General features: G+C 78.4%; 24 protein-coding genes. 9 read left to right on the plus strand and 15 right to left on the minus strand.

Translation table 11 applies throughout. The features are described from left to right. The first annotated feature begins 1 nt into the window (after window position 1). Window positions 2-403 carry a thioesterase family protein gene (locus tag ACI8AA_RS03475; protein WP_457043129.1) on the plus strand — a complete coding sequence of 134 codons (402 nt, stop codon included), beginning with the start codon at window positions 2-4 and terminating at the stop codon, window positions 401-403. A 51-nt stretch (window positions 404-454) separates the two neighbouring features. On the opposite strand, the gene ACI8AA_RS03480 is transcribed toward ACI8AA_RS03475, so the two are convergent. The 3 genes from ACI8AA_RS03480 to ACI8AA_RS03490 all read right to left on the minus strand — a co-directional run bounded on the left by ACI8AA_RS03480 (window position 455) and on the right by ACI8AA_RS03490 (window position 2,296). Further along, window positions 455-1,285, minus strand: coding sequence for a DUF4839 domain-containing protein (locus ACI8AA_RS03480; protein ID WP_457043130.1), 831 nt, complete (start codon window positions 1,283-1,285; stop codon window positions 455-457). A 193-nt stretch (window positions 1,286-1,478) separates the two neighbouring features. After that, the gene (locus ACI8AA_RS03485; protein ID WP_457043131.1) at window positions 1,479-1,844 is read right to left on the minus strand and encodes a hypothetical protein; all 366 of its coding nucleotides are present in this window, start codon (window positions 1,842-1,844) and stop codon (window positions 1,479-1,481) included. Next, a complete protein-coding gene (locus ACI8AA_RS03490; protein WP_457043132.1) occupies window positions 1,844-2,296 on the minus strand; it encodes a DUF5709 domain-containing protein in 453 nt (150 codons plus the stop codon). The genes ACI8AA_RS03485 and ACI8AA_RS03490 overlap by 1 nt, the downstream gene beginning before the upstream one ends. Before the next feature lie 176 nt (window positions 2,297-2,472). Here ACI8AA_RS03490 and ACI8AA_RS03495 point away from each other — a divergent pair, with 176 nt between their 5' ends. Next, window positions 2,473-2,625 (plus strand): hypothetical protein, encoded by a 153-nt coding sequence (locus ACI8AA_RS03495; RefSeq protein WP_457043133.1) that lies wholly within the window; start codon window positions 2,473-2,475, stop codon window positions 2,623-2,625. 17 nt (window positions 2,626-2,642) lie between these two features. On the opposite strand, the gene ACI8AA_RS03500 is transcribed toward ACI8AA_RS03495, so the two are convergent. The 3 genes from ACI8AA_RS03500 to ACI8AA_RS03510 are packed head-to-tail and all read right to left on the minus strand — an operon-like array spanning window position 2,643 to window position 6,249. Next, window positions 2,643-4,268, minus strand: a complete 1,626-nt coding sequence (locus ACI8AA_RS03500; RefSeq protein ID WP_457043134.1) for a bifunctional 3'-5' exonuclease/DNA polymerase — start codon at window positions 4,266-4,268, stop codon at window positions 2,643-2,645. Between the two features lie 50 nt (window positions 4,269-4,318). Then, on the minus strand, window positions 4,319-5,128 hold the full coding sequence (locus ACI8AA_RS03505) for a DivIVA domain-containing protein (protein WP_457043135.1): 810 nt from the start codon (window positions 5,126-5,128) through the stop codon (window positions 4,319-4,321). Beyond that, window positions 5,125-6,249, minus strand: a complete 1,125-nt coding sequence (locus tag ACI8AA_RS03510) for a globin domain-containing protein (RefSeq protein ID WP_457043136.1) — start codon at window positions 6,247-6,249, stop codon at window positions 5,125-5,127. Before ACI8AA_RS03510 ends, ACI8AA_RS03505 begins: the two co-directional genes overlap by 4 nt. A 259-nt stretch (window positions 6,250-6,508) precedes the next feature. On the opposite strand from ACI8AA_RS03510, the gene ACI8AA_RS03515 reads away from it, so the two are divergent. The 3 genes from ACI8AA_RS03515 (at window position 6,509) to ACI8AA_RS03525 (ending at window position 8,346) form a co-directional block, all read left to right on the plus strand. Further along, window positions 6,509-7,765 (plus strand): FAD-binding oxidoreductase, encoded by a 1,257-nt coding sequence (locus ACI8AA_RS03515; RefSeq protein WP_457043137.1) that lies wholly within the window; start codon window positions 6,509-6,511, stop codon window positions 7,763-7,765. A gap of 25 nt (window positions 7,766-7,790) precedes the next feature. Next, on the plus strand, window positions 7,791-8,087 hold the full coding sequence (locus tag ACI8AA_RS03520; protein ID WP_457043138.1) for a hypothetical protein: 297 nt from the start codon (window positions 7,791-7,793) through the stop codon (window positions 8,085-8,087). Between the two features lie 121 nt (window positions 8,088-8,208). Continuing rightward, window positions 8,209-8,346: a hypothetical protein gene (locus ACI8AA_RS03525; protein WP_457043139.1), complete on the plus strand. Its 138-nt coding sequence runs from the start codon at window positions 8,209-8,211 to the stop codon at window positions 8,344-8,346. 40 nt (window positions 8,347-8,386) lie between these two features. Here the strand turns inward: ACI8AA_RS03525 and ACI8AA_RS03530 are convergent, their stop codons facing one another. After that, entirely contained in the window at window positions 8,387-9,694 is a 1,308-nt protein-coding gene (locus ACI8AA_RS03530) for an FAD-binding oxidoreductase (protein ID WP_457043140.1), read from the minus strand. 174 nt (window positions 9,695-9,868) lie between these two features. Here ACI8AA_RS03530 and ACI8AA_RS03535 point away from each other — a divergent pair, with 174 nt between their 5' ends. Then, the gene (locus tag ACI8AA_RS03535; RefSeq protein WP_457043141.1) at window positions 9,869-12,763 is read left to right on the plus strand and encodes an AfsR/SARP family transcriptional regulator; all 2,895 of its coding nucleotides are present in this window, start codon (window positions 9,869-9,871) and stop codon (window positions 12,761-12,763) included. Here ACI8AA_RS03535 and mug read toward each other — a convergent pair. The 5 genes from mug to ACI8AA_RS03560 all read right to left on the minus strand — a co-directional run bounded on the left by mug (window position 12,760) and on the right by ACI8AA_RS03560 (window position 16,386). Continuing rightward, window positions 12,760-13,284, minus strand: a complete 525-nt coding sequence (gene mug / locus ACI8AA_RS03540; RefSeq protein ID WP_457043142.1) for a G/U mismatch-specific DNA glycosylase — start codon at window positions 13,282-13,284, stop codon at window positions 12,760-12,762. The genes ACI8AA_RS03535 and mug overlap by 4 nt on opposite strands. Window positions 13,285-13,306: 22 nt before the next feature. Next, window positions 13,307-13,942: a hypothetical protein gene (locus ACI8AA_RS03545; protein ID WP_457043143.1), complete on the minus strand. Its 636-nt coding sequence runs from the start codon at window positions 13,940-13,942 to the stop codon at window positions 13,307-13,309. Window positions 13,943-14,041: 99 nt separating this feature from the next. Then, on the minus strand, window positions 14,042-14,197 hold the full coding sequence (locus ACI8AA_RS03550; RefSeq protein WP_457043144.1) for a hypothetical protein: 156 nt from the start codon (window positions 14,195-14,197) through the stop codon (window positions 14,042-14,044). An 80-nt stretch (window positions 14,198-14,277) separates the two neighbouring features. Next, window positions 14,278-15,132, minus strand: a complete 855-nt coding sequence (locus tag ACI8AA_RS03555; protein WP_457043145.1) for an SGNH/GDSL hydrolase family protein — start codon at window positions 15,130-15,132, stop codon at window positions 14,278-14,280. A gap of 69 nt (window positions 15,133-15,201) precedes the next feature. Beyond that, window positions 15,202-16,386: an FAD-dependent oxidoreductase gene (locus tag ACI8AA_RS03560; RefSeq protein WP_457043146.1), complete on the minus strand. Its 1,185-nt coding sequence runs from the start codon at window positions 16,384-16,386 to the stop codon at window positions 15,202-15,204. A gap of 103 nt (window positions 16,387-16,489) precedes the next feature. Here ACI8AA_RS03560 and ACI8AA_RS03565 point away from each other — a divergent pair, with 103 nt between their 5' ends. After that, window positions 16,490-17,275: a dienelactone hydrolase family protein gene (locus ACI8AA_RS03565; RefSeq protein WP_457043147.1), complete on the plus strand. Its 786-nt coding sequence runs from the start codon at window positions 16,490-16,492 to the stop codon at window positions 17,273-17,275. On the opposite strand, the gene ACI8AA_RS03570 is transcribed toward ACI8AA_RS03565, so the two are convergent. Then, entirely contained in the window at window positions 17,256-17,636 is a 381-nt protein-coding gene (locus ACI8AA_RS03570) for a hypothetical protein (RefSeq protein WP_457043148.1), read from the minus strand. The two genes, ACI8AA_RS03565 and ACI8AA_RS03570, sit on opposite strands and share 20 nt — an antisense overlap. A 239-nt stretch (window positions 17,637-17,875) precedes the next feature. Here ACI8AA_RS03570 and ACI8AA_RS03575 point away from each other — a divergent pair, with 239 nt between their 5' ends. Beyond that, a complete protein-coding gene (locus ACI8AA_RS03575; protein WP_457043149.1) occupies window positions 17,876-18,655 on the plus strand; it encodes a helix-turn-helix transcriptional regulator in 780 nt (259 codons plus the stop codon). A gap of 9 nt (window positions 18,656-18,664) precedes the next feature. Here ACI8AA_RS03575 and ACI8AA_RS03580 read toward each other — a convergent pair whose 3' ends face one another. Further along, window positions 18,665-18,805: a hypothetical protein gene (locus ACI8AA_RS03580; protein WP_457043150.1), complete on the minus strand. Its 141-nt coding sequence runs from the start codon at window positions 18,803-18,805 to the stop codon at window positions 18,665-18,667. An 80-nt stretch (window positions 18,806-18,885) separates the two neighbouring features. Here ACI8AA_RS03580 and ACI8AA_RS03585 point away from each other — a divergent pair, with 80 nt between their 5' ends. Then, window positions 18,886-21,606 (plus strand): helix-turn-helix transcriptional regulator, encoded by a 2,721-nt coding sequence (locus ACI8AA_RS03585; protein WP_457043151.1) that lies wholly within the window; start codon window positions 18,886-18,888, stop codon window positions 21,604-21,606. A 6-nt stretch (window positions 21,607-21,612) separates the two neighbouring features. Here the strand turns inward: ACI8AA_RS03585 and ACI8AA_RS03590 are convergent, their stop codons facing one another. After that, window positions 21,613-21,900: a PspC domain-containing protein gene (locus tag ACI8AA_RS03590; RefSeq protein WP_457043152.1), complete on the minus strand. Its 288-nt coding sequence runs from the start codon at window positions 21,898-21,900 to the stop codon at window positions 21,613-21,615. Window positions 21,901-21,916 lie beyond the last annotated feature (16 nt).

Consider the following 21,916-nt stretch of genomic DNA (forward strand, 5'->3'; position numbering starts at 1 on the left):
CGTGCGCCCGGTCGCCGTCGGTGAGACCGCGGTGCTCGACGTCGTCGTCGCCGCGGCGATGACCGTGGACTTCGACGAGCTCGGCCCGGTGCACCCGGTCTACGCGACGTACGCGATGGCGAAGCACTTCGAGGAGGCCGGCCGGAAGCTGCTGCTCGGCCACCTCGAGCCGGGCGAGGCCGGGGTCGGCACCGCGGTGTCGGTCGAGCACCGCGCGCCGGCGTGGGTGGGCGACCGCGTCCGGGTGACCGCCCGCGCCACCGGGGTCCGCGGCAACCGGCTGACCTGCGCGTGCCGCGCGGTCGACGCCGCCGGCCGGGAGCTCGGCCGCGGCACCACCGAGCAGGCGGTGCTCGCCGAGGAGGTCCTCGCCGCCCGGCTCACCCGGCCGTCGACCGGCTAGCGGTCGCAGCGCACCACCTGGACAGCGGCCTCAGCCCAGTGGGTCGAGGGGTCACCTGGCTCGCGTGGAGACCGGGTCGAGGAAGAGGAGCTGCTGCGTGCTGTTGTAGTCGAGCACTCGGGCGACGACGTGGACGTTGGTGCCCGCGCCGATGGTGGCCGGGATGTCGGGACCCTCCCAGTGGAGGTCGCTCGTGGTGTTGACGTCACGGAGCAGGAAGTTCGGACCGATCGCCGTCGTCGTGCTGTAGTCCCCTGCGGACACGAGGATGTCGAATCGCGTGTCGTAGTCGCCGTGGTCGAGCATGCTCGCGACGTTCCCGTCGAACTCGATGAGCTGCCCGCGGTACCTGGTCGCGAAGTCGACGACCGTCTGACCGCCCGGATCCGACACCGCCAGCAGGGCGGCGAGGTCGGCGCTGTTCCCGGCGGTCAGGACCTGCTCAGCGAGGGGCTGAGGAGGGACGACCGCCGGCTCGGTCTCCTCGATCACCTGCGGTGCGGCGTCGGAGGCCTGCGCGCTGGGCGCGACGGCGGTCCGGCTGGCTGATGCGGCGGTCTCCGATGCGGCGGTCTCCGAGGCGCTGCCGCCACCGCGCAGCCCGAGGACGACCGCGAGGGCGACCACGAGCAGGACCACGCCGCCCGCCACACCCGCGAGACCGAGCCGCGCTCTCGGCGTCAGACGACGGAAGGCAGCCAGGACCCGGGTGCCGAGCGTCTCCGGCTTCACGCGACAGAACGTCAACTCCGTGCGCAGCAGCGACCCCTGGCTCTGACCGTCGAGCTCCCAGCCGTCCTGTTGCCACTTCGCGATCGTCCTGGACTCGGTGCCGCGGATCGCCCGCACGCTCGTGAACTCGTACTGCTGGTCGTCGGCCACGGCGAGGGACGGTAGGTGGCTGCAACGGGATCTCATGGTTGTTCGCCGTGACACCCGAACAGGCGTGATGCAGGGTTCCCGGGTTCACCCTGGTGCCCCCGGGGCGAACGGGACACCAGGGTGATCGCCGCCCTGTCCGCGGGCGTGGTCCAGCGGTCGCCGCGCACCACGTGGACGGCGGCCTCCTCGGGGACTAGGAGCTCCGCGCCAGACGGTCGCCGTGCTCCTGCTCCTCCGGCCGGACCTCCGACGCCCACGAGCGGACGAGCCGCCACGAGGTGCTCCCGCCCTCCGGGGTCGCGCCCGTGCCCCCGGCCAGGGCGCCGTCGATCGCGGCCCGCACCCGCGGTTCGTCGTCCGGCTCGGCCACGAAGAGCACCCGCAGCCGGACCTCCTCCCCCGCCCGCTCGGCCCGGGTGTGGTGCGGAGCGAGCGGGCACGGCGGCTCGTGTTCCCAGCTGCCGCACAGCGCGACGGTGACGGCCCCGCCCGGCGCACGGTCGTCCGCGCCGGGCGCCATCGACAGGACCGCGTCGTGCGCGAACCGCTCCCGGGCCACTACTCGTCCCCGCGGCGCACCAGGTGCACCGCCGCCTCCTCGGCCGACGCCGCCCCACCGTCGATGCCGAGGTCCTCGCCCAGCAGCTCGTCCTCCCGGTCGACCACGCCGTCGTCGCCGACCTCGGCCAGCCGGCCCGCGCGGGCGTCGCCGACCTCGTCGTCGAGCAGCTCGCCGTCGCCACCGGCGAGGTCACCGAGGCCGTCGGGACCGTCGTCGTCCCAGGACCCGTCCGGCAGCTCGCGGGCCAGCCGCCCGGCGAGGCTCTCGCCGGTGGCCTCCTCCCGCTCGGTGGTGCCCCAGTCGTCCACGCCCCAGGGCCGCTCCGGCGGCGACCAGCCGGTGTCCAGGTCGCGCGGCCGGCGAGGGTCCTCGAGGGTGTCCTCGGCCTCGAGCAGGCCGGTGGCCTCCTCGGGGTCGGTGCCGTCGGTGCCGTACAGGTCGCGGTCCACGGTGGGCTCCTCGGGGACGGGCGGGGCGGACGGCGCTGTCCGGGGCGAGCCCACCCTGCCACCGCGCCGGGCCGGGCGGGAGGGCCGCGCGTGTGACCGAACGAGCAGTCCGACCTGCGGCCACACCGTCCCGCACCGGCGGACACTGGAGACAGCCGACCTCCAGGGAGACCGCCGTGGACACCGCGATGACCACGCTGCACGAGCACTACGTCCGGCGGGTGAACGCCGCCGTCGCCGAGGACCGGACCGACCTCGTCCGAGACCTCTACGAGGAGTACTTCGAGGAGGCGCTGCGGCGCCTGCTCGAGACCAGCGCCGCCGCCTGACCGCCACCGCCTGACGCTCAGCCCGCGTCGGCCCAGGACCGCACGACCGCGACGTCGAGCGGGAAGTCGAGCGGGAACTCGCCGAACAGCAGCCGACCGGCGGTGGCCGCGGCGGCCCGGACCGCGGCGACGACGTCGTCGGCCAGGTCGGCCGGGGTGTGCACGACGACCTCGTCGTGCAGGAAGAACGCCAGGTGCGGCCGCTCCTCCAGCCGCCCCTCCCCCAGCTGCCAGAGCCGGTTGCGCAGGTCGGCCAGCCAGCACAGCGCCCACTCCGCGCCGGTGCCCTGCACGACGAAGTTGCGGGTGAACCGCCCCCACGCGCGCCGGGCGCGGTCGGAGTCGCGACCGCGGGGCTCGGGCGCCTCGCCGAGGTCGGCGTCCCGCTCGGCCCACGCCGCGCCCGGCGGCGGGGAGCCGCGGCCGAGCAGGGTGGACACCACCGCGCCGCGCTCCCCCGCCCGGGCCGCCTCCTCCACCAGCCCGATCGCCCGCGGGTAGCGGCGGGCCAGCCGCGGCACCATCCGCCCGCTCTCGCCGCGGGTCCCGCCGTAGAGCGCGCCGAGCACCCCGACCTTGGCCTCGGCGCGGGTGGCCACCACCCCGGCGTCGACCATGCCGGCGTACAGGTCCCGCGAGCGGGCCGCGGCGGCCAGCGCGGTGTCGCCGCTCATGCCGGCGAGCACCCGCGGCTCGAGCTGGGCGACATCGGCCACCACCAGCGCCCACCCGTCGTCGGCCACCGCGGCCGGGCGCACCTGCACCGGCACCGACAGCGCGCCCCCGCCCGACGACGCCCACCGCCCGGTGACCACCCCGCCGGGCAGGTAGACCGGGCGGAACCGGCCGCCACGCGCCCAGGCGTCCAGCCAGCCCCAGCCGTTGGCCGCGAGCAGCCGGGCCAGCCGCTTGTACTCCAGCAGCGGCGCGACGACCGGGTGGTCGATCCGCTCCAGCGTCCATGAGCGGGTGTCCTCGACCGGCAGCCCGGCTCCCTGCAGCGCGCGCAGCAGCGCCGCCGGGGAGTCGGGGTTGAGCTCGGGGGCGCCGAGCGCGGCGCGGACCTCCCCGGCCAGCGCCTCCAGCACCGCCGGCCGCACGCCCGCCGCCGGGCGCGGGCCGAGCAGCCCGGTGAGCAGCGTGTCGTGAACGTCGGCCCGCCACGGCATCCCGGCGTGCGTCATCTCCGCGGCGGCGAGCGCGCCGGAGGACTCGGCGGCCAGCAGCAGGCCCAGCCGCGCGCGCTGCGGGGAGGCGGCGAGCACGGCCTGCTGGCGGCGGTCCTCGGCGACCGGGTCGAGCGCGTCGGCGGGGTCGGCCAGGGCGAACAGCGCCGGGTCGTCCGCGGTCACCGGCTGCAGCGCCGCCCAGCCCGGGTCCTCCCCCGGCCCGGGACCGGCGTGCGGCGAGCCGCGCAGCACCGCGGCGCACAGCCGCAGGTCGGTGCAGCGCGCCACGCGGACGCCGGCGGCCAGCAGCGCCGGGTACCAGCGGGTGGTGTCGTCCCACACCCACCGGACGCCGGCCCGCTCGCGCTCCCCCACCAGCGCGGCGAGCCCGTCCACGGGGACCTCGGCGACGGTGCCGTCGGCCTCGTGCGCCGCCACGGCGTCCCCGCGGCGGCGCAGCAGGACCCGGTCCACCGCCGCAGTGTGCCCGGCCCCGCAGACGGTCCCCACGGACCCCGCGACGGTCAGGACCGGTCGCCGGCACCCTCCGTGGCCACCTGCCCGGGCGCGCCGTCGGCGGACCCCGGCCCCAGCGCCTGCTCGCCGAGGAGCACCGCGGCGGCCTCGACCGTGGGTGGTTCCTGCGCCGGGGCGGGCCCGGCACCGGCAGCCGGGGCCCTGGGTGGCGGGGCCGGCCGGGTCACCGGGGCCCTGGAGTCCCGCACCGGCACGGCCGTCGGGTCGGCGTGGCCCCAGGCCCGCTCCACCTCCCCGATCAGCGCCTCCAGGTAGGACCGCAGCTGCGTCCGGCACGCCTGGCCGAAGGCCTGCAGGTAGGCCACCTGCTCCTGCAGCTCCTCGGCGGTGCGGGCGTCCCCCGCGGTGTCCGGCGCGCCGCCCTCGGCGACGATCCGGGCCGCGGCCTCGTGGGCGGCCTGGATCATCGCGCCGACCTTCTCGCGCGCGGACTGCAGCTGCTCGTCGTACTGCTGCTGCGCCTCGCTGACCATGACCCGGCTGAACGTCTCCGCCTCCGCCACGTACTGGTCGGCGGTCTGCTGGGCGACCGCGAGCAGGCTCACCGCCTGCGCCGTCGGCTCCTCCCGGGGCTTCTCCTCGCCCACCTGGGCCTGCAGCTCCTGGACCCGGCCGCGCAGCTCGGACTTCTCCGCGTGCAGGCGGGCCAGCTCCTCGCCCACCCGGTCCAGGAACCGGTCGACCTCGGCGTCGCTGTAGCCGGGGTGCAGCATCGACGACCGGGTGAACCGCACCTCGCGCACGTCCGCGGGCGTCAGCCGCCGGCCGTTGGCGGCCACCGGCTCGGATGTCGTCATGACGTCACCTCTCCATCGACATCGGGTCCGGGACGGCTGGGGGCGAACACCTCGGTGCGGATGCGGTCCCGGGGCAGGCCGTGCCGCAGCAACCGCTCGACGGTGTCGTCGACCATCGGCCGGGGACCGGCGACGTAGGCTTCGCGGCTGCCCCACGGCCCGGAGCGCGCCACCACCTCGCCGACGTCGCCGTGTGCCCACTGCGAGTCCCCGTCCTCGGAGACGGCGACGGTGACGGTGAGCCAGGGGTTCTCCTGCTGGAGCCGCGCCAGGTCCACCCGGTCGTACAGGTCGCTCTCGGCGCGGACGCCGACGAAGAGGTCCACCCGCCGGGGCGGGCCGTTGCGGGCGACGTGGTCGACGATCGCCTTGAGCGGCGCCAGGCCCGTCCCCCCCGCCACCAGCAGCAGGTCGCGGTCGGAGGCGGGATCGAACTGCATGTGGTCCACCGGGGGCCCCAGCCGCAGGACGTCCCCGACGTCGACCTGCCGCACGAGGGCGGTGCTGACCGGCCCGCCGGCCTGCGCCCTGGCGTGGATCTCCAGCTCGCCGTCGGGCCGGCAGGCGTTGGCCGGCGAGTAGTAGCGCCACAGCCGCGGCCGCAGCTCGGTCTCCAGGGAGATCGACTCACCGGGGCGGTAGGGCAGCGGGATCTTCGTCCGCAGCCGCAGGACGGCGGTGTCGACGGTGCGCCGCTCGTGCGCCGTGACCTCGGCGTCCCACCACGGCGGCTCGCCGGCCATCTCCTCGGCGGCCGCGACCATCACCGAGGCGACCAGCTCGTAGGCCGCCGTCCAGTCCGCGGCCAGCGCGTCGCTCCAGTCCTCGTCGAAGTGCGCGAGCGTGGCCAGCAGGCTCGCTCCCACCGCGGGGTAGTGCTCGGCCACCGTCCCGAACTTGCGGTGGTCGCGCCCGAGCTGCTGCAGGATCGGCACGAGGGAGTCGAGGTCGTCGACCCGCGCCACCACCTCGCCGAGCGCGGCGAAGAGCCGGTCGCGCTGGTGCGCCATCGAGACCGGGAACATCTGCCGGGTCTCGGGATGGGCGAGGAACAGGTGCGAGTAGAACCACAGCGGCGCCTCGTCCCCGGCGGCCGCGGCCTTGGCGAAGCTCGCTCGCATGGCAGGGATGTCCACAGTCGTCCCCCCCGTGTGCCGTCGGCTCGGCCGTGTGACCTGGCGCACACTAGCGAGGCTCCCGGGCGGCGGCTAGACCCCTCCGGCACCGCACCGGTCGATTTCCGGAGCGGCCCCTGGCAGGGTCGCTCGCAGGGGCGCGCCGGTGGGGCACCCCTCCCCCGCGGACGGCGACGACGGGCGGGCACGGAAACGGGGGCTCAGCAGGTCACCGCGCGCCCGTCGTCCGGCCGAGGAGGACCGCATGCTCTCTGACCGCTCCCGTCCCGTGATCGAGGCGACGCTGCCCGTGGTCGCCGACAACATCCAGGAGATCGCCCGGCGCTTCTACGGGCACCTGTTCGGGGCCCATCCCGAGCTGTTCGACGGCGTCTTCAACCGCGGCAACCAGGCCACCGGGGAGCAGCAGGTCGCGCTGGCCGGCTCCGTCGCCGTGTTCGCCAGCACCCTGGTGAAGACGCCGGAGCAGCTCCCCGAGCAGCTGCTCTCGCGGATCGCGCACAAGCACGTCTCGCTCGGGATCACCCAAGCCCAGTACGACGTCGTCCACGAGCACCTGTTCTGGGCGATCGTCGACGTGCTCGGCGACGCGGTCACCCCCGAGGTGGCCGCGGCCTGGGACGAGGTCTACTGGCTGATGGCCTACGCGCTGATCCACCAGGAGCGCGGTCTCTACAGCGCCCGGGGTGTGCGCCCCGAGACGGTGTGGCGGGAGTGGGAGGTCGCCGAGAAGGTCGAGGAGACCCCCGACGTCGTCACGTTCCGGGTGCGGCGGGTCGACCACCGGCTGGTCAAGACGTCGCTGCCCGGCCAGTACGTCACCGTGCAGGTGCCGATGCCCGACGGCGTGCGCCAGCCGCGCCAGTACAGCCTCACCCGCGCCGACGACGGCGAGCACCGCCACTTCTCGGTCAAGCGGGTGCGCGGAGGGGACAAGCCCGACGGCGAGGTCTCCAACCACCTGTGCGACCGGGTGCAGGTGGGCGACCGGCTGACGCTGTCGGCACCCTTCGGCGACGTCGTCCTCGACGACTCCGGCCGCCCGGTCGTCTTCGCCAGCGCCGGCATCGGGATCACCCCGATGGCCGGGATGCTGTCCCACCTGGCCGCGGCGGGCTCCTCGCTGCCCGTCACGCTGCTGCACGCCGACCTGGACGAGGAGTCCTTCGCGCTGCGTTCCCAGGTCCTCGGGGACCTCCGCACGCTGCCGGACGCCGCGGCGCACGTCTGGTACGAGCGCGGCGCGCAGACCGCGCTGCCCGTGGACGGCGTGCACGACGGGACCATGGACCTCGACGAGGTCGACCTGCCCGAGGGCGCCGCGTACTACCTCTGCGGGCCCCTGCCGTTCATGCGCGCGGTCCGCAGCAGCCTGATCGACCGCGGCGTGCCCGCCCGCGACGTCCAGTACGAGGTCTTCGGCCCCGACCTGTGGCAAGCCGACTTCACCTCCGAGCCGGCGCCGGGCGCGACGGCGGAGCCCGCGGGCACGGGCCGGTAGCCGTCCCGGGCGGCACACTGGGCGGATGTCCCCGACCGCAGCCGCCCGCCGCGGGGTGGTGCGCCTGCTCAACACCTCCGGCGGGCGGGTCCTCTGCCTGGCCGGGGTCGTCGACGCGGACGCCGTCGAGGCGTTCTGGCGCTGCTACGGCCTGGAGCCGGTGCGCGTCGACGTCGTCGACGCCCGCTCGGTGACCGCCCTGTCGGTCTCGGGCCGCGAGCTCGTCGCCGACGTCCTCGAGGCGGCCGCCTGGCGGGGGCGGGAGGTCGTGCTGCGCCCGTCCGAGCCGGTGCGGCGGTCCCTGGCCGGCCGGGCGGTCTGACGCGACGAGCGTCACGGCCCGCGTTCACCTGGGCTTCACGCGCGGCGGGGACCGTGGGAGACGGCCGCACCCGCGGCCGACGGACGACGACGTCCCCCCGGACCCACCTCGAGGAGACGCCATGAGCACGACCACGAGCACGACCACGAGCACGAGCACGACCACCCGTCGCGACCTGCGCGGCTGGCTGCGGCGCTTCGACGCCTACACGCTGCAGGTGTTCAACGCCGGGACGCCCGGCCGGCCCGGGACCCGCTGAGCGAACGGGGCGGGGAGGCCCGGCCTCCCCGCCCCGCCGGTCACGCCCGCCGGCCCGCCGCGCCCTCGAGGATGCGGTGCGGGTCGGTGGCCGCGGCCAGCCCGGCCAGCCGCTCCCGGACGGCGGGGGCGGGCGTGCGGGCCAGCACGTCCGGCGCCGTCCCCCACCCGTGCGCCGGGGCGCGGCCGCCGAGGTCGCCGCCGAGCGCGGCGGCCAGCTCCTCCGCGCAGGCCCGGGTGGCCGCCCGGTCCTCGGCGCCGGTGCCGCCGACCACCCGCACCGCCAGCCGCGCGTCCCGGTGGCAGACGGCGCTGGGCTGCTGCGGCACCCAGCCGAGCGCGCCGCCGAGCAGCCGCACCTCGACCGTGCGCGGCCGGCTCCCGCCCGCCGCGCGCACCAGCGCCGCGACCGCGCCCTCGGAGAGCCGGTCGAGCAGCAGCGAGGACTCCACACCGTCGTCGAGCACCGGCGTGGCCAGGCCCGCCGGTCCGCGCGGCGCCAGGTCGGCCGCGACCGGCGGCGGGACCGTGCGCAGCCCGTCGAGCAGCCCGTCGCCGTCGTCGGCCTCCCCGGCCCAGGCGAACCGGACGGCCACCGACGCCTCGCCCCGCGCCGGCCGGGTGAGCACCAGCGAGGTGCCCGCCTGCGGCGGCAGCGCCGCCGACCAGGTGCGCCACGCCTCCGCCACCCGCGCGCCGTCGGCCGCGGACCAGCGCAGCTCGCCGCCCCACCGCGGCCCGGCGGCGAGCAGGTCCAGCTCCACCGCGGTGACCACGCCGAGCGCCGCGCCGCCGCCGCGGACGCCCCAGTACAGGTCGGCGCCGTCGGTGGGGGTGACCCGGCGCAGCACGCCGTCGCCGGTGACCACCTCCACCGCCCGCACCCGGTCCCCGGCCAGGCCGTAGGTCCGGGCCAGCGGGCCGACGCCGCCGCCGGTGACCGTGTCCGCGACCCGCTCGACCGCCGAGGACCCGGTGATCGGCGTCAGCCCGCGCCCGGCGGCCGCCGCGGCCAGGTCCCGCCAGCGCACGCCGGCGCCGACCCGCGCCCAGCCGGCGGGCGACACGCTCACCCGGGCCAGCCCCGCGGGGTCCACCAGCAGCGCGCGGGCGCCGTCGCCGCTGCGGCCGGGCCCCCGGACGGCGACGGCCACCCCGTGCCGGCCGGCCAGCCGCAGCGCGGCCACGACGTCGGCGTCCTCCGCGACCCGCACCACCGCCCCGTCGGCGAGCACCGCCGCCGGCGAGAGCCGGGCGCGCAGGGCGGCGGTCAGGTCGGGCGGCAGGACGGCCGGCCGCGGGTCCGCGGTGCGGGCCGGGGGCGTCGAGGGGACGGACAGGGTGCTCACGGGGCTTCTCCAGGTGCGGGGGTCGGTGCACCCGGAGGGTGGCCGGCGGTCCTTGGTGTCCCCTTGGCGGCCGCTTGGGCAGCAGGTCACGCGCGCTCCCGGGAGGTCACCGGCAGGTCACGGGGCGTCGCGGGCACTCCCGTGGGCGTGTCCGGGGTCCTACCCTGCCCGCCGATGACCTCCACCTCGTACCGCGTGCTCGGACCCGTGGAGGTCTGGCGCGACGGGCAGCTCCTCGCCCCCCAGTCCCCGCGCCACCGCGCCGTCCTGGCCGCGCTGCTGGTCGACGCCGGGCGCACCGTCCCCGTCGACCTGCTCGTCGACCGCGTGTGGAGCGGCCAGCCGCCCACCGCCGTGTCGGCCACCTTGCAGTCCATCGTGTCCCGGCTGCGCCGGGAGCTCGAGCCCGACGTCACCGGCGGCCGCTGGACGCTGCTGGTCACCCGCGAGCCCGGCTACCGGCTCGAGGTCGCCCCCGAGGACGTCGACGCGTTCCGCTTCGCCCAGCTGCTGCGCTCGGCCCGCGACCTGGCCGCCCGCGGCGACGCCGAGGCCGCCCGGGCCGCGGTGGCCGAGGGCCTGGCGCTGTGGCGCGGCCCGGCCTACGCCGACGTCGCGGCCACCTTCGCCGCCGAGGAGTCCGAGCGGCTCGAGCAGCTGCGGCTGGCGGCCCGGGAGCTGGCCGCCGAGCTGGACCTGCGACTGGGCCGGCACGCCGAGATCGTCGACGACGTCCGGGAGCTGCTGCGCGCCGAGCCGCTGCGCGAGGGCCTGCGCGCCTCGCTGATGCTGGCGCTGTACCGCAGCGGCCGTCAGGCCGAGGCGCTCGAGGTCTACGACGAGGGCCGCCGGCTGCTGGCCGACGGGCTGGGCGTCGACCCGGGCCGGCCGCTGCAGTCGCTGTACGAGCAGATCCTGCGCCAGGACCCGGCGCTGGCCGGGCCCGCCCCGGCGCCCGCCCCCGCCGCCCCGGCGCCGGAGCCCGCACCGACTCCCCCGGCGCCACCGACGGTGCGCGCCCTGGGCCCCCTGCCGGTCCCGCTCACCGCCTTCGTCGGCCGCACCGCCGAGCTCGGCCGGCTGGCCGCCGCGCTGTCCGGGCAGCGGCTGGTCACGCTGGTCGGGCCCGGGGGCAGCGGCAAGACGCGGCTGGCGCTGGAGGCGGCGCGCCGCCGGCCGGCCGGGTCGCCGCCGGCCGCGCTGGTCGAGCTGGCCGGCGTCGAGGACCCCGAGCTGGTCGCCGGGCAGGTGGCCACCGTGCTGGGCGTGACGCTGGCCGGCGGGGACCCGCTGGGCGCCGTCGCCACCGCCCTGCAGGACCGGCCGCTGCTGCTGGTCCTGGACAACTGCGAGCACGTCGTCGACGCCGCCGCCGCGGTGTGCGCCGCCCTGCTCCCCCGCTGCCCCGAGCTGCAGGTGCTGGCCACCTCCCGCGAGCCGCTCGGGCTGCCGGGCGAGGCGGTGCTGCCCTGCGGGCCGATGCCGGCCGACGCGCCGGGCAGCGACGCCGAGCGGCTGTTCCTCGACCGCGCCCGGCTGGCCGCCCCGCACCTGGCCGACCCCTCCGCGGAGGACCTGGGTCACGTCCGCGAGCTGGTCGCCGCCCTCGACGGCCTGCCGCTGGCGGTGGAGCTGGCCGCCGCGTGCCTCACCACCCTGCCGCTGGCCGAGGTCGCCGGCCGGGTCGACGACCGGTTCGCGCTGCTGTCGGGCGGTTGGCGCACCGCGGTGCCGCACCAGCGCACGCTCGCGGCCACCGTGCAGTGGAGCGTGGACCTGCTGGCGCCCGCCGAGCTCGCCGTCTTCCAGGCCGTCTCGGTGCTGCCCGGCACCTTCGGCCCGGACCTGGTCGAGGCGGTGGCCGGGCCGGAGGTCGACGGCCGGGCGCTGGAGCTGCTGCGGGTGCTGGTGGCCAAGTCGCTGGTCGAGCTCGACCACGCGGCCGGGCGCTACCGGATGCTGGAGACGCTGCGGCAGTACGCGGAGCAGGCGCTGGACCAGGCGGCGTCCCGGCGGCTGCGCGACCGGCTCACCGGCTTCGCCGTCGCGCTCACCGAGCGGCTGGAGCCGACGCTGCGCAGCCCGCAGTGGACCGAGAGCGCCCGCCGGCTCGACGCCGAGCAGCCGGCGCTGCGGGCGGCGCTCGGGCACGCGCTGGCCACCGGGCAGGGCGAGGCCGCGCTGCGGATCGGCGGGGCGCTGGGCTGGTACTGGTACCGCCGCGGCCACGTGCAGGAGGGCCGCCGCTGGCTGGCCGCCGCGCTGGACGCCACCCCCGGCGCGCCCGCCGGCGTGCGCAGCGGCGCGCTGCTCGCCGACGCGCTGCTGGCCTACCTGTCCGGCGACGTGCCCTCGCTGTGGGCGCGGACCAGCGAGATCGCCGAGACCGCCGACGACGCCGACCCGGTGCTGCCCCTCGCCCTGGTCCTGCGCGGCTTCGTCCGGGCCCTGCTCGGCCAGCCCGACCCCGACGGCGAGGTCGCGGCGGACATCGCCCGCGGACTGGCGCTGGCGCAGGCGTCGGGCATCGAGTGGGTGCAGGTCGAGATCGCCATGACCCTCGGCCAGTTCTCGCGGGCCGCCGGCGACCTCGACGGCGCGCTGGAGCACCTCGGCCGCGCCGAGCAGCTCGCGCTGCGGCTGGGCCACTCGTGGGCGCACTCCTCGGTGCTGTGGATCCGGGCGAAGGCGCTCACCGACGTCGGCCGGGCCGCGGAGGCGCTGGCCGACCTGTGGGCGATGGTCGAGCTGACCCACCGCGAGGGCGACGCCACCGGCACCCTCGCCGGGCTGCTGGCCGCCGTCGGCGCGGTCACCGCCGCGGGCCGGCCGCGCACCGCCGCGGTGCTGCTCGGCGCGGTGCAGGCGGTCGCCCGGCAGGTCGGCTACGACCCGCTGCGGATGGACCCGATGGACGGGCAGCGCTACGTCACCGCCACCCGCGAGGCCCTCGACGAGGTCGAGTACGACACCGCGCTGGCCGAGGGCGCGGTCGTCGACCGCGGCGAGGCGGTGGTGATGGTGGGCCGGCTGGCCGCGGAGACCCGCGCCGCCGACCCGGTCGGCTAGCCGGCCGGCGGCCGCAGCCCGGCGTACAGCCGGGCCAGGTCGGGCAGCTGGAAGTGCGCGTTCAGCCCGCTCGGGTTGGGCAGCACCCACGTCTCGGCGCCGCCGATCGCCACCGGCTGGCGGCCCCAGCCCGCGCGGGGCGCGCCGGTGGCCAGCCGCCAGGCGGTGAGCCCGAGGACCGCCAGCACCCGCGGCCGGCAGCGCGCGACCAGCCCGGCCAGCGCCGCCGCGCCCGCGCGCAGCTCGTCGGCGGTGAGCTCGGCCGCCGTCCGCGTGGGCCGGTCGACGAGGTTGGTCACCCCCAGCCCGTAGCGGGGCAGCTCGCGGTCCTCCTCCGGCGCCAGCCGGCGGGGCGTGAGCCCGGCCAGGTGCAGCGCAGGCCAGAACCGGTTGCCCGGGCGGGCGAAGTGGTGGCCGCGCTCGGCCGACAGCAGCGACGGGTTGATCCCGCAGAACAGGACGTCGAGGCCGGGGGCGACGACGTCGGGCAGCGGCTTCCCCGTCGTCCCGGAGCCGCTCACCGGCCGCGCCCGCCTGCACTCGTCAGGCGCTGACCTCCTCGTGGGTGTTCACCCCCGGGATCCGGCGGACCGACCCCCACCCGAAGCGGGCCCACGCCACCAGCAGCGCCGCGCCGACCAGGGACCCGAGGGTGTCGCGGACGAGGTCGCCGTTGGTGTCGTCGTTGTCCTCCGACAGCCGGGTGCCGAACCACGCGTCGGACCTCCACTCGTACACCTCCCACAGGGCCCCGATCGTGACGCCGAGCGCCGTCGTGACGACCGCGATCCCGACGTAGTGGCGCAGGTGGGTCTCGTCGCGGGGGTCGGGGACGACGTCGAGGCGGGCGAGCGCGATGTAGACGACGGGCGCGGTCAGCAGCGGCAGCGTGACGTGCACGAGGTCGTCGAACCGGACGAACCGGTCGTAGAGGCCCAGCGTCTCGCCGAACCCCTGCAGCACCATCCCGACGGTCAGTGCGAGGTCGTACACCCGCGGCAGGTCGACCAGCCGCGCCAGGACGGTGACGGCGCCCAGGAACAGCAGGACCGCCGCGTCCCCCGTCCGCCCCGTCACCGCGTAGGCGATCCCGCCCCCGATCAGGACCAGCCGCAGGACGTCGATGCCGTCCCGGAGCACGGGCGTCCAGTCGCCCATCACCAGCCTGCGCGCGTCCACGTCCCCGCCCTACCCGGCTCGGCACGGGGGGACCCTCCGCCGGCACCGGTCCGCCCGCGGTGGTCCGGGCGGGGCGGGACACCGCTCCGGGCGGGCCGCTCACCGCGGCGGGTCGGCCTCCGAGCCCACCGCGTCGTCGACCGAGGTCTCCCCGGCGGTGCGGCCTCCCCCGGCGTGCGCGACGTCCGGGCCGACGCTGGCCTGCGAGCCCTCGTCGTCCGGGCCGGGCTGAGGGGTCGGGTCGGTCTCGCTCATCGCTCCTCCTCGGGTGCGTGCCCTCCGTCCCCTACCCCGCCGGCGGCGGGCCACGCCGCCGGCGGGGCACGGGGCCCGGGTCAGCGCAGGCGCAGCACCTCCACCGCCCGGGCGGCCATCGCCGCCTCGCCGAGGGCGTTCGGGTGCACGATCACCGCGTTGGTGCCCTGCAGCACCGGCTCGACCCAGCGGACGCCGATCGGCTGGCACGCGTCGTGCCCGGCCGAGGCGCGGGAGAGGTCGACGTAGGTGACCCCGGTGGCCGCGGCCGCGCGCCGGACCGCGTCGTTCAGGGTGGTCTGCAGGGAGTGCAGGTAGGGGACGTCGCCCTCGGCGATCGGCATCCGGTCGAAGCAGCCGCCGGTCGGCGGCAGGATCGCCGGGTAGCCGAGGATCGCGACCCGGGCCCGCGGCGCGGCCTCGCGCACCGCCGACAGCGCCTGCACCAGCGCCGGGTAGGTGGAGGTGCGGACGGTGTCCTCGAACGAGGTGCCGTAGGTGTCGCGGCAGGGGCTGCCGCGACCCAGCGTCAGCATCCCGGCGGTGCCGCAGCGCAGGATCGACTCGATGAACACCCCGCTGTCGTTGCCGCCGATGGTCATGGTGACCAGCTGGGTGTCCGGGGACAGCGCCTGGAGCTGCGGCGGCACGCCGGGGTACTGCGCGGCGGCGAGGTCCGAGGTGTCCGCGCCGCCGCAGGTGACGTCGGTCAGCTGGGCGCCGGTCGCCTGCGCGATCACGTGCGGGTAGTTGCGGGTGGAGCGCAGGCACTGCGGCGGGGCGGTGGGGTCGGGGGGCAGCACGCCGGAGGCCGCGCTGTAGGAGTCGCCGAGGGCGACGTAGCGCAGCGGTCCCGGGGGTGCGGCCGAGGCCGGGGGGACGACGAGCAGGAGGCCGGCGAGCGCGGCGAGCAGGACGGTCAGCAGTCGGCGCACGGACCACTCCATCGGGGCCGGGGGCAGGTCGCCGGGCTCAACGACGACGGCCCGATCGGGTGACGGCGGTCACCCGGCCCCGGCGGCGACGAGCGGCTCCACCCGGTGCGTGCGCACCCACGCCGCCGGGTCGCGGCGGCGCAGGACCAGCGGCAGGACCGCGTCGCGGACGGCGCGCCCCGGGGCCGGGGGTGGCTTCGCGCTGCTCCGCCGCCACGCCTGGGCGACCACCCGCTCGGCCCGCGCCCGCCGCCGCTGCTCGAAGGCGCGCAGGGCGTCGTCGACCGGCAGGTCGCGCAGGCACGCGGCGAGGACGACGGCGTCCTCCATCGCCAGCGAGGACCCCTGCCCGGCGGCCGGCGAGGTCGCGTGCGCGGCGTCCCCGACCAGGACCGTGCGCCCGCGGGACCAGCGGCGCAGGGTGGGGACGTCGTACGTGGTCCACCCGCGCAGCGGCCCGGGGGTGGCCTCCACCAGGTCCACCAGCGGGGACCGGTCGCCGCGGAACAGGTCGTAGAGCAGGGCCCGCCAGCGCGGGTCGGGCGTGCCGGCGACCTCGCCGTCGGCCGGCGCGCGGGCCAGCGGCGGGTTGGCGAACCACCAGGTCCCGCCGTCCGGCGCGGCGAGGTACCCGGCGAAGCAGCGGCGGCCGAAGACCATGGTCAGCCGGCCCACCTCGGCGCCGTCCGGCACGTGCGCGGAGTACCCGGCGGTGTTCAGCACCGGCACGAAGCGGGGCGGCGGGGCGCCGGGGTCGACGAGGGCGCGCACCGTCGACCGGACGCCGTCCGCGCCGACGAGCAGGTCCGCGGTCTCCGTGCGGCCGTCGGCGAACTCGGCGGTGACGGCGTCGCCGGTGTCGTCCACCCCGGTGAGGCGGGAGCGGTAGCGGACCTCGATGCCGTGCCGGAGCGCCTCCGCGTGCAGGGTCCGGTAGAGGTCCGAGCGCCGCAGCGAGACGCCGGTGTCCCGCCTCCCGGAGGGGTCCCCGGTGGGCAGGGCGGCCAGGACCCGCCCCGTCCCGCTGCGGAACTCGATGGTCGGTGTGGGGAACGCCGCCGCGCGGACGGCGTCCTCGGCGCCGACCGCCGCCAGGGCGTCGAGGCCGTTGACCTGGACGCCGAGCCACGCGCCGACGTCGCCCTCGGGCGCCGGGTGGGCCTCGTGCACCGTCGCGTCGATCCCCACCCGCTGGAGCGCCATGGCCGTCACCGGCCCCGCGACCCCGCCGCCGACCACGATCGCGCGCGTCATGCCCGGGATTGCCTCACACCCGGCGGCGCGCGCCAACCCCCCGGGGCCCTCCCGTCTGCCAGCATCGGCGGCCACCGACCGGCGCACCCCGGGGAGGCTGCCCGTGTCCGACGTCCAGCGGACCGCCCTGACCGAGGTCGCGATCCCCCCGGGTCCGGGCGGGACGCCCGGGCTGCGCGGGCTGCTCGCCGTGCCCGACGGCCCCGGGCCGTGGCCGGGCCTGGTGCTGCTGCACGAGGCCTTCGGCGTCGACGGCGTGGTGCGGCGGCAGGCGCAGCGGATGGCCGCCGCCGGCTGCCTCACCCTCGTGCCGGACCTGTTCACCGACGGCGGCGCGCGGCGGGCCCTGGTCCGGACGTTCCGCGCGGTGGACGCCGGGCAGGGGCGCCCGTTCGCCGACGCCGAGGCGGCCCGCGCGCACCTGGCCGCGCACCCCGACTGCACCGGCCGGGTCGGCGTGCTGGGGTCCAGCGTCGGCGGCGGGCTGGCGCTGCACCTGGCGGCCCGCGGCTTCGACGCCGCCGCGGTCTTCTACGCGCGGCTGCCGCGGGACCCGCACACCGCGCTGCTCGGATCCTGCCCCGTGGTGGCCGGCTACGGCGGCCGCGACCCCGGGCTGCGCGGCACCGCCGCGGAGCTCACGACGGTGCTGACCCGGGTCGGCGTCCGGCACGACGTCCGCGAGTACCCCGGCGTCGGCCACGGCTTCCTGCACGACGCCCCGGTCGGCCCGCGGGTGCTGCGCCCGCTGCTGCGGGACGTGCTGCGGATCCGGCCGGACCCCGCCGCCGCGGCCGACGCATGGGCCCGGACCGACGCCTGGTTCGCCGAGCACCTGCGGGGGCGGCCGCCGGCCGAGGTGCCGGCGCTCAGGTCGCCGGCGCCGTGACCGGGGACTCCGGCTGCCGCGGGGCCGGGACCACCGGCACGCCGACGACCTCCGGCGCGGCCGCCGGGCGCGCGGGGCGGCGGGCGAAGCCCGCGGCGAACACGTCCGGCAGCACGAACACGACGCGCTGCGGCTGCTCGGGGCCGGCGTCGACCAGGGCGCGGACGCGGGCCAGCTCGTCCTCCGCGGCCCGGGCGTCCTCCCAGACCTCGTAGACCATCACCGACCGCGGCTGCCGGACGTGCCGGCGGGACAGGCAGTGCGGCGGCCGGTCGACGTCCTCCGGCAGTTCGCGGCGCAGCACCTCGTACTGCGCCGGCTCGACGTCGTTCCACCGCAGGTGCAGCACGAGGAGAGACACGGTTCCCCCTGATGGTCTGATGGTCGGTCCGGTGGTGCGGCACGGACGCTAGGGACGGCCGAACGGCACCGTCTGTACGCACTTCTGCGTAGGTGGCGGGCGCGGCACCCCCTTGACGGCGCGGGGATCTCCGTTGACGCGGGCCTGCGGCAGCGGCCACCCTCGTCCTGCGCAGAGGGCTGCACACGCGACCGACGCGGGACCGGCGGGGACCCGCGCAGGATGGTCGGAGGCGGGCCGTGGAGCCTGTGGTCCAGGAGCTCACCGACCTGGTGGTGGGCCTGCTCGACGGGATGGTGGGCCCGCGGCTGCCCGCCGGCCCCGTGTTCGCCGTCCTGTGCCCCCGCCTGGAGGCGCCCGCCGCGGTGCTGCAGCGCACCGACTGGCGCACCGGCGCCACCGAGATCACCGCCACCGGCCTCGACGCCGGCCAGCTGGAGCTGCTGGTCGACGCCACGCACCGCATGCGCTCGGTCCACCCCCTGCTGACCGCCGCCGCGGCCGGGGACCTCACGCCCGCGACCGCGCAGGAGGCGGCCGGCGGCTGGCAGAGCTGGCGCCGGTCCCCCGCCCGGAGCGTCATCGCCTCCGTGTGCGGCTGGGACCAGGTGGTCAGCCTGCCGCTGCGCGGCGGGGCCGAGGTCTGCGGGTTCGCCTTCGGCCGGCCCCGCCGCGACTTCACCGCGGCGGACCTCGCGCTGCTCGACGGCGTCGCGCCGGTGCTGCGGGCGCTGGACCGGCACGTGCGGACGGTGCGCGCCTGGCAGGACGGCGACGGGGACGGCGGCGAGCACGCCCGCTCGGCGGGGCTCACCTGCCGGGAGACGGCGGTCCTGCTGTGCCTGGCGGAGGGGCTGACGGCGACCGCGACGGCGCACCGGCTGGGCTGCTCGACCCGAACGGTCACCACGCACGCCGCGCGGCTGTACCGGAAGCTCGGCGTCCACGACCGGCTGACCGCGGTCCTCGAGGCGCAGCGCCGCGGCATCCTGCCCGCCCCCGCCGTGCCGGCCGGCTGAGCGGCGGGGTCAGCGCGGTGTCCGCCAGGGCAGCAGCCGGGGGTCCAGCGGGGCCCCGAACCAGCAGGCCATCCACCGCATCCGGGCACCGGTCGGCGAGGGCCGGCGGGCCGGCGTCGGGGTCGGGGTCGGGGTCGGGGTCGGGGTCATGGCGTCCTCCCTCGGAGCGGCTGCCGGACGAGCCTCGGACCGGGAGCGGTGCCGTCGCGTCGGGGGAAACCCGCGACCTGGTGGGCCGGGCGGCGGAGCTCGCGCGCGTCGACCGGCTCCTCGACGACGCCCGCGCGGGCCGGCCGGGCCTGCTGGTCGTCGAGGGCGAGGCCGGCGTCGGCAAGACCGCCCTGCTCGAGGCCGCGGCCGCGCGGGCCGCCGGGTGCACGGTGCTGCGCGCCCGCGGGATCGAGTCGGAGGCGACGCTGCCGCAGGCCGTGCTGCTGGAGCTGCTCGGCCCGCTGCGCCCCCTGCTGCCGGAGGTCCCGCCCGGGCAGGCGGCGGCGCTCGCCGCGGCGCTGGGCTGGGGGCCGGCCGAGGTCCCGGGCGAGCGGCACCTGGTCGCGGCGGGCACCCTCTCGCTGCTGGCCGCCGCCGCGGCGGCCGCGCCGGTGCTCGTCCTGGTCGACGACCTGCAGTGGGCCGACGCGGAGTCCGCGGCCGCGCTGCTGTTCGCCGCGCGCCGGCTGCACAGGGACCGGGTCGCGGTGCTGGTGGCGCGCCGGCCGGGAGCCGACCCCCTGCCCGGCGCCGAGGTCCTCCCGGTGGCCGCCCTGCCCGCCGACGCCGCCCGCGCGCTGCTCGCCGGCACCGTCGCCCCCGCGGTGGCGCGCCGGCTGGCCGACCGCGTCGGCGGGGTCCCGCTCGCGCTCCTGGAGGTGGCCGCGGCGTTGCCGGCCGCCCAGCGGGCGGGCACCGAGCCGCTACCGGCCGACCTGCCGGCCGGCCCGGCGCTGGCCGGCACGCTGGAGCCGGAGCTGGCCGCGCTGCCGGCCGGGGCGCGGGAGGCGGTGCTGCTGCTGGCGGCCGCCTACGACGGCAGCGCCGCCGCGGTGGCCGCGGCGCTCGCCCGGTCGGGCACCGACCCCGCCGCGGCCCTGGACGCCGCGGAGCAGCGGGGCGTCGTCGTGCGGGACGGGGACGCCCTGGCCTTCCGGCACCCGCTGCTGCGCAGCCTCGTGTGGCGCCGCGCGACGCCCGCCGAGCGGCGCCGGGCGCACCGGCTGCTGGCCGGGACCGCCCGGACCGGCGACGACCTCGCCGCGGTGTGGCACCGCGCCCTGGCCGCCGCCGGTCCCGACGAGGCGCTGGCCGGCGAGCTGGCCGCAGCCGCCGGCCGGGCCCGGGCGCGGCGCGGGTACGCGGCGTCGGCGGCGGCGCTGGAGCGCGCGGCCGCGCTGACCGGCGACGCCGCCCGGGCCGCGGGGCTGCTGGCGGCCGCGGTCCGGGACGCCGCCGTCGGCGGGGACGCCGCCCGCGCGCGGGCCCTGGCCGGGACCGTGCTGCGGGGCGCCGCGCCGCCGGCCGCGCGGGCGGACGTGCTGCACGTCCTGGGCCGCCTGGAGCAGGACACCGGCTCGGTGCCGGCCGCGGGCGACCTGCTGCGCGCGGCCGCCGACCTCGCCACCGGCCGCACCGCCGCCTGGGTGCTCACCGACCTCGCCGTCGTCCAGCACCGGCTCGGCGACGTGGCGGGCATGCAGGCGACGGCGCGGCGGATCGCGGCCGCCGCCGACGCCGGCGACCCCCTGCAGCGGGTGCTGGCGGCGTGGGTCGCCGGGCTCGCCGCACTGCACGCCGGCGACCCCGACCACGGCCGGCCGCACCTGCGCCGGGCGCTGGCCGGCATGGAGGCCGAGCCGGAGCTGCGCGCCGAGCCCCGGCTGCTGCCGCTGCTGGTCCTCGCGGTGGGCTGGCTGGCCGACCCGCTGGCCGCGCTCCCCGTCGTCGAGCGCCGCGTCCGCGAGACGCGGGAGGTCGGGGCGCTGGGCGTGCTGGTCGCCGTCCTGGCGATGACCGCGCACGGCCGGGCCTGGCTGCTCGGCGACCACGCGGGCGCCTACGCCGACGCCGGCGAGGCCGTCGAGCTCGCCGAGCAGCTGGGCTACGTCGCCGACGCCGCGCCGGCCCTGGAGCTGCTGGCGTCGGAGGCCGCCATGCGCGGGCGGCACGCGGAGGCGGCGGCGCACCTGACCCGCGCCCGCGCGCTGGTCACCCGCGCCGGCACCGGCGCCGTGGCCGCCCACCTGCCGATCTCCGAGGCGTTCTGCGCGCTGTGCCGCGGCGACCCGGCCGCGGCCGCCCGGCCGCTGGAGGCGCGGCTGGCCGCCGACGGCGGGACCGGCGCGCTCGGCGAGCCGCTGGGGGTGGCGCCGCTGCTGGTCGAGGCCTGGACGGGGCTGGGCCGGGCCGCCGAGGCCGCGGAGCTCGCCGCCGCGTACGAGCGGGTGTCGCGGTCGCCGCTGCCGCCGACCGCCGCGCTGGTGGCCCGGTGCCGGGCGCTGACCTGCCCCGACGACGACGCCGCGACGGCGCTGTTCGAGCGGGCGCTCGCCGCCCACGCGCTCGCGCCGGACCCCTTCGAGACCCCGCACACGCGGCTGCTGTTCGGGGCGCGGCTGCGCCGGTCGGGGCAGCGGACGCGGGCGCGGGTGGAGCTGGCCGCGGCGGCCGACGCGTTCGCCGCGCTGGACCTCACCGCCTGGGCGCAGCGGGCCGAGGACGAGCTGCGCGCCACCGGGCGGACCGCGCGCCCGCGCCGGGCGCTGCCCGAGGAGCCCCTCACCGCGCAGGAGACGCGGATCGCCGTCCTGGCGGCTCGGGGCGCCTCCAACGCGGAGATCGCCGCGGCGCTGTTCCTCAGCCCGAAGACCGTGGAGCACCACCTGAGCAGCGTCTACCGCAAGCGCGGGCTGCGCTCCCGCGTCGGGCTGGCCACGCTGTTCCCGCCCGGGGGCTGAGGCGGCTCAGCCGGCCCGGTCGAGGCGGCCGGCCAGCTTGTCGACGAACCGGTCGACCGGGCGCGGCTCCTGACCGGGCGGCAGGGGCTCGGAGGGGGTGAGCACCCACAGCACGGCGTAGAGCACCAGGCCGGCACCGCCGGCGAGGGTCAGGGCGACGGCGGCGGCGCGCCACAGCACCGCGTCGACGCCGGTGTAGGCGGCCAGGCCGCCGCAGACGCCGCCGAGCATGCGCTCGGTGGAGCTGCGCCGCAGCGGCGGCCGGGTCCCGGTGTACGAGGTCGGAGTCGTCATGGCACGAGGCTCCGCC

This window comes from Geodermatophilus sp. SYSU D01180, assembly GCF_054050415.1.

Excerpts from the sequence above, each read along its gene's own strand:
- ACI8AA_RS03505 (WP_457043135.1), bottom strand. The coding sequence starts at position 5,128 with ATGACGACATCCGAGCCGGTGGCCGCCAACGGCCGGCGGCTGACGCCC.
- ACI8AA_RS03510 (WP_457043136.1), bottom strand. The coding sequence starts at position 6,249 with ATGCGAGCGAGCTTCGCCAAGGCCGCGGCCGCCGGGGACGAGGCGCCG.
- ACI8AA_RS03515 (WP_457043137.1), top strand. The coding sequence starts at position 6,509 with ATGCTCTCTGACCGCTCCCGTCCCGTGATCGAGGCGACGCTGCCCGTG.
- ACI8AA_RS03520 (WP_457043138.1), top strand. The coding sequence starts at position 7,791 with ATGTCCCCGACCGCAGCCGCCCGCCGCGGGGTGGTGCGCCTGCTCAAC.
- ACI8AA_RS03525 (WP_457043139.1), top strand. The coding sequence starts at position 8,209 with ATGAGCACGACCACGAGCACGACCACGAGCACGAGCACGACCACCCGT.
- ACI8AA_RS03535 (WP_457043141.1), top strand. The coding sequence starts at position 9,869 with ATGACCTCCACCTCGTACCGCGTGCTCGGACCCGTGGAGGTCTGGCGC.
- ACI8AA_RS03550 (WP_457043144.1), bottom strand. The coding sequence starts at position 14,197 with ATGAGCGAGACCGACCCGACCCCTCAGCCCGGCCCGGACGACGAGGGC.
- ACI8AA_RS03560 (WP_457043146.1), bottom strand. The coding sequence starts at position 16,386 with ATGACGCGCGCGATCGTGGTCGGCGGCGGGGTCGCGGGGCCGGTGACG.
- ACI8AA_RS03580 (WP_457043150.1), bottom strand. The coding sequence starts at position 18,805 with ATGACCCCGACCCCGACCCCGACCCCGACCCCGACGCCGGCCCGCCGG.
- ACI8AA_RS03590 (WP_457043152.1), bottom strand. The coding sequence starts at position 21,900 with ATGACGACTCCGACCTCGTACACCGGGACCCGGCCGCCGCTGCGGCGC.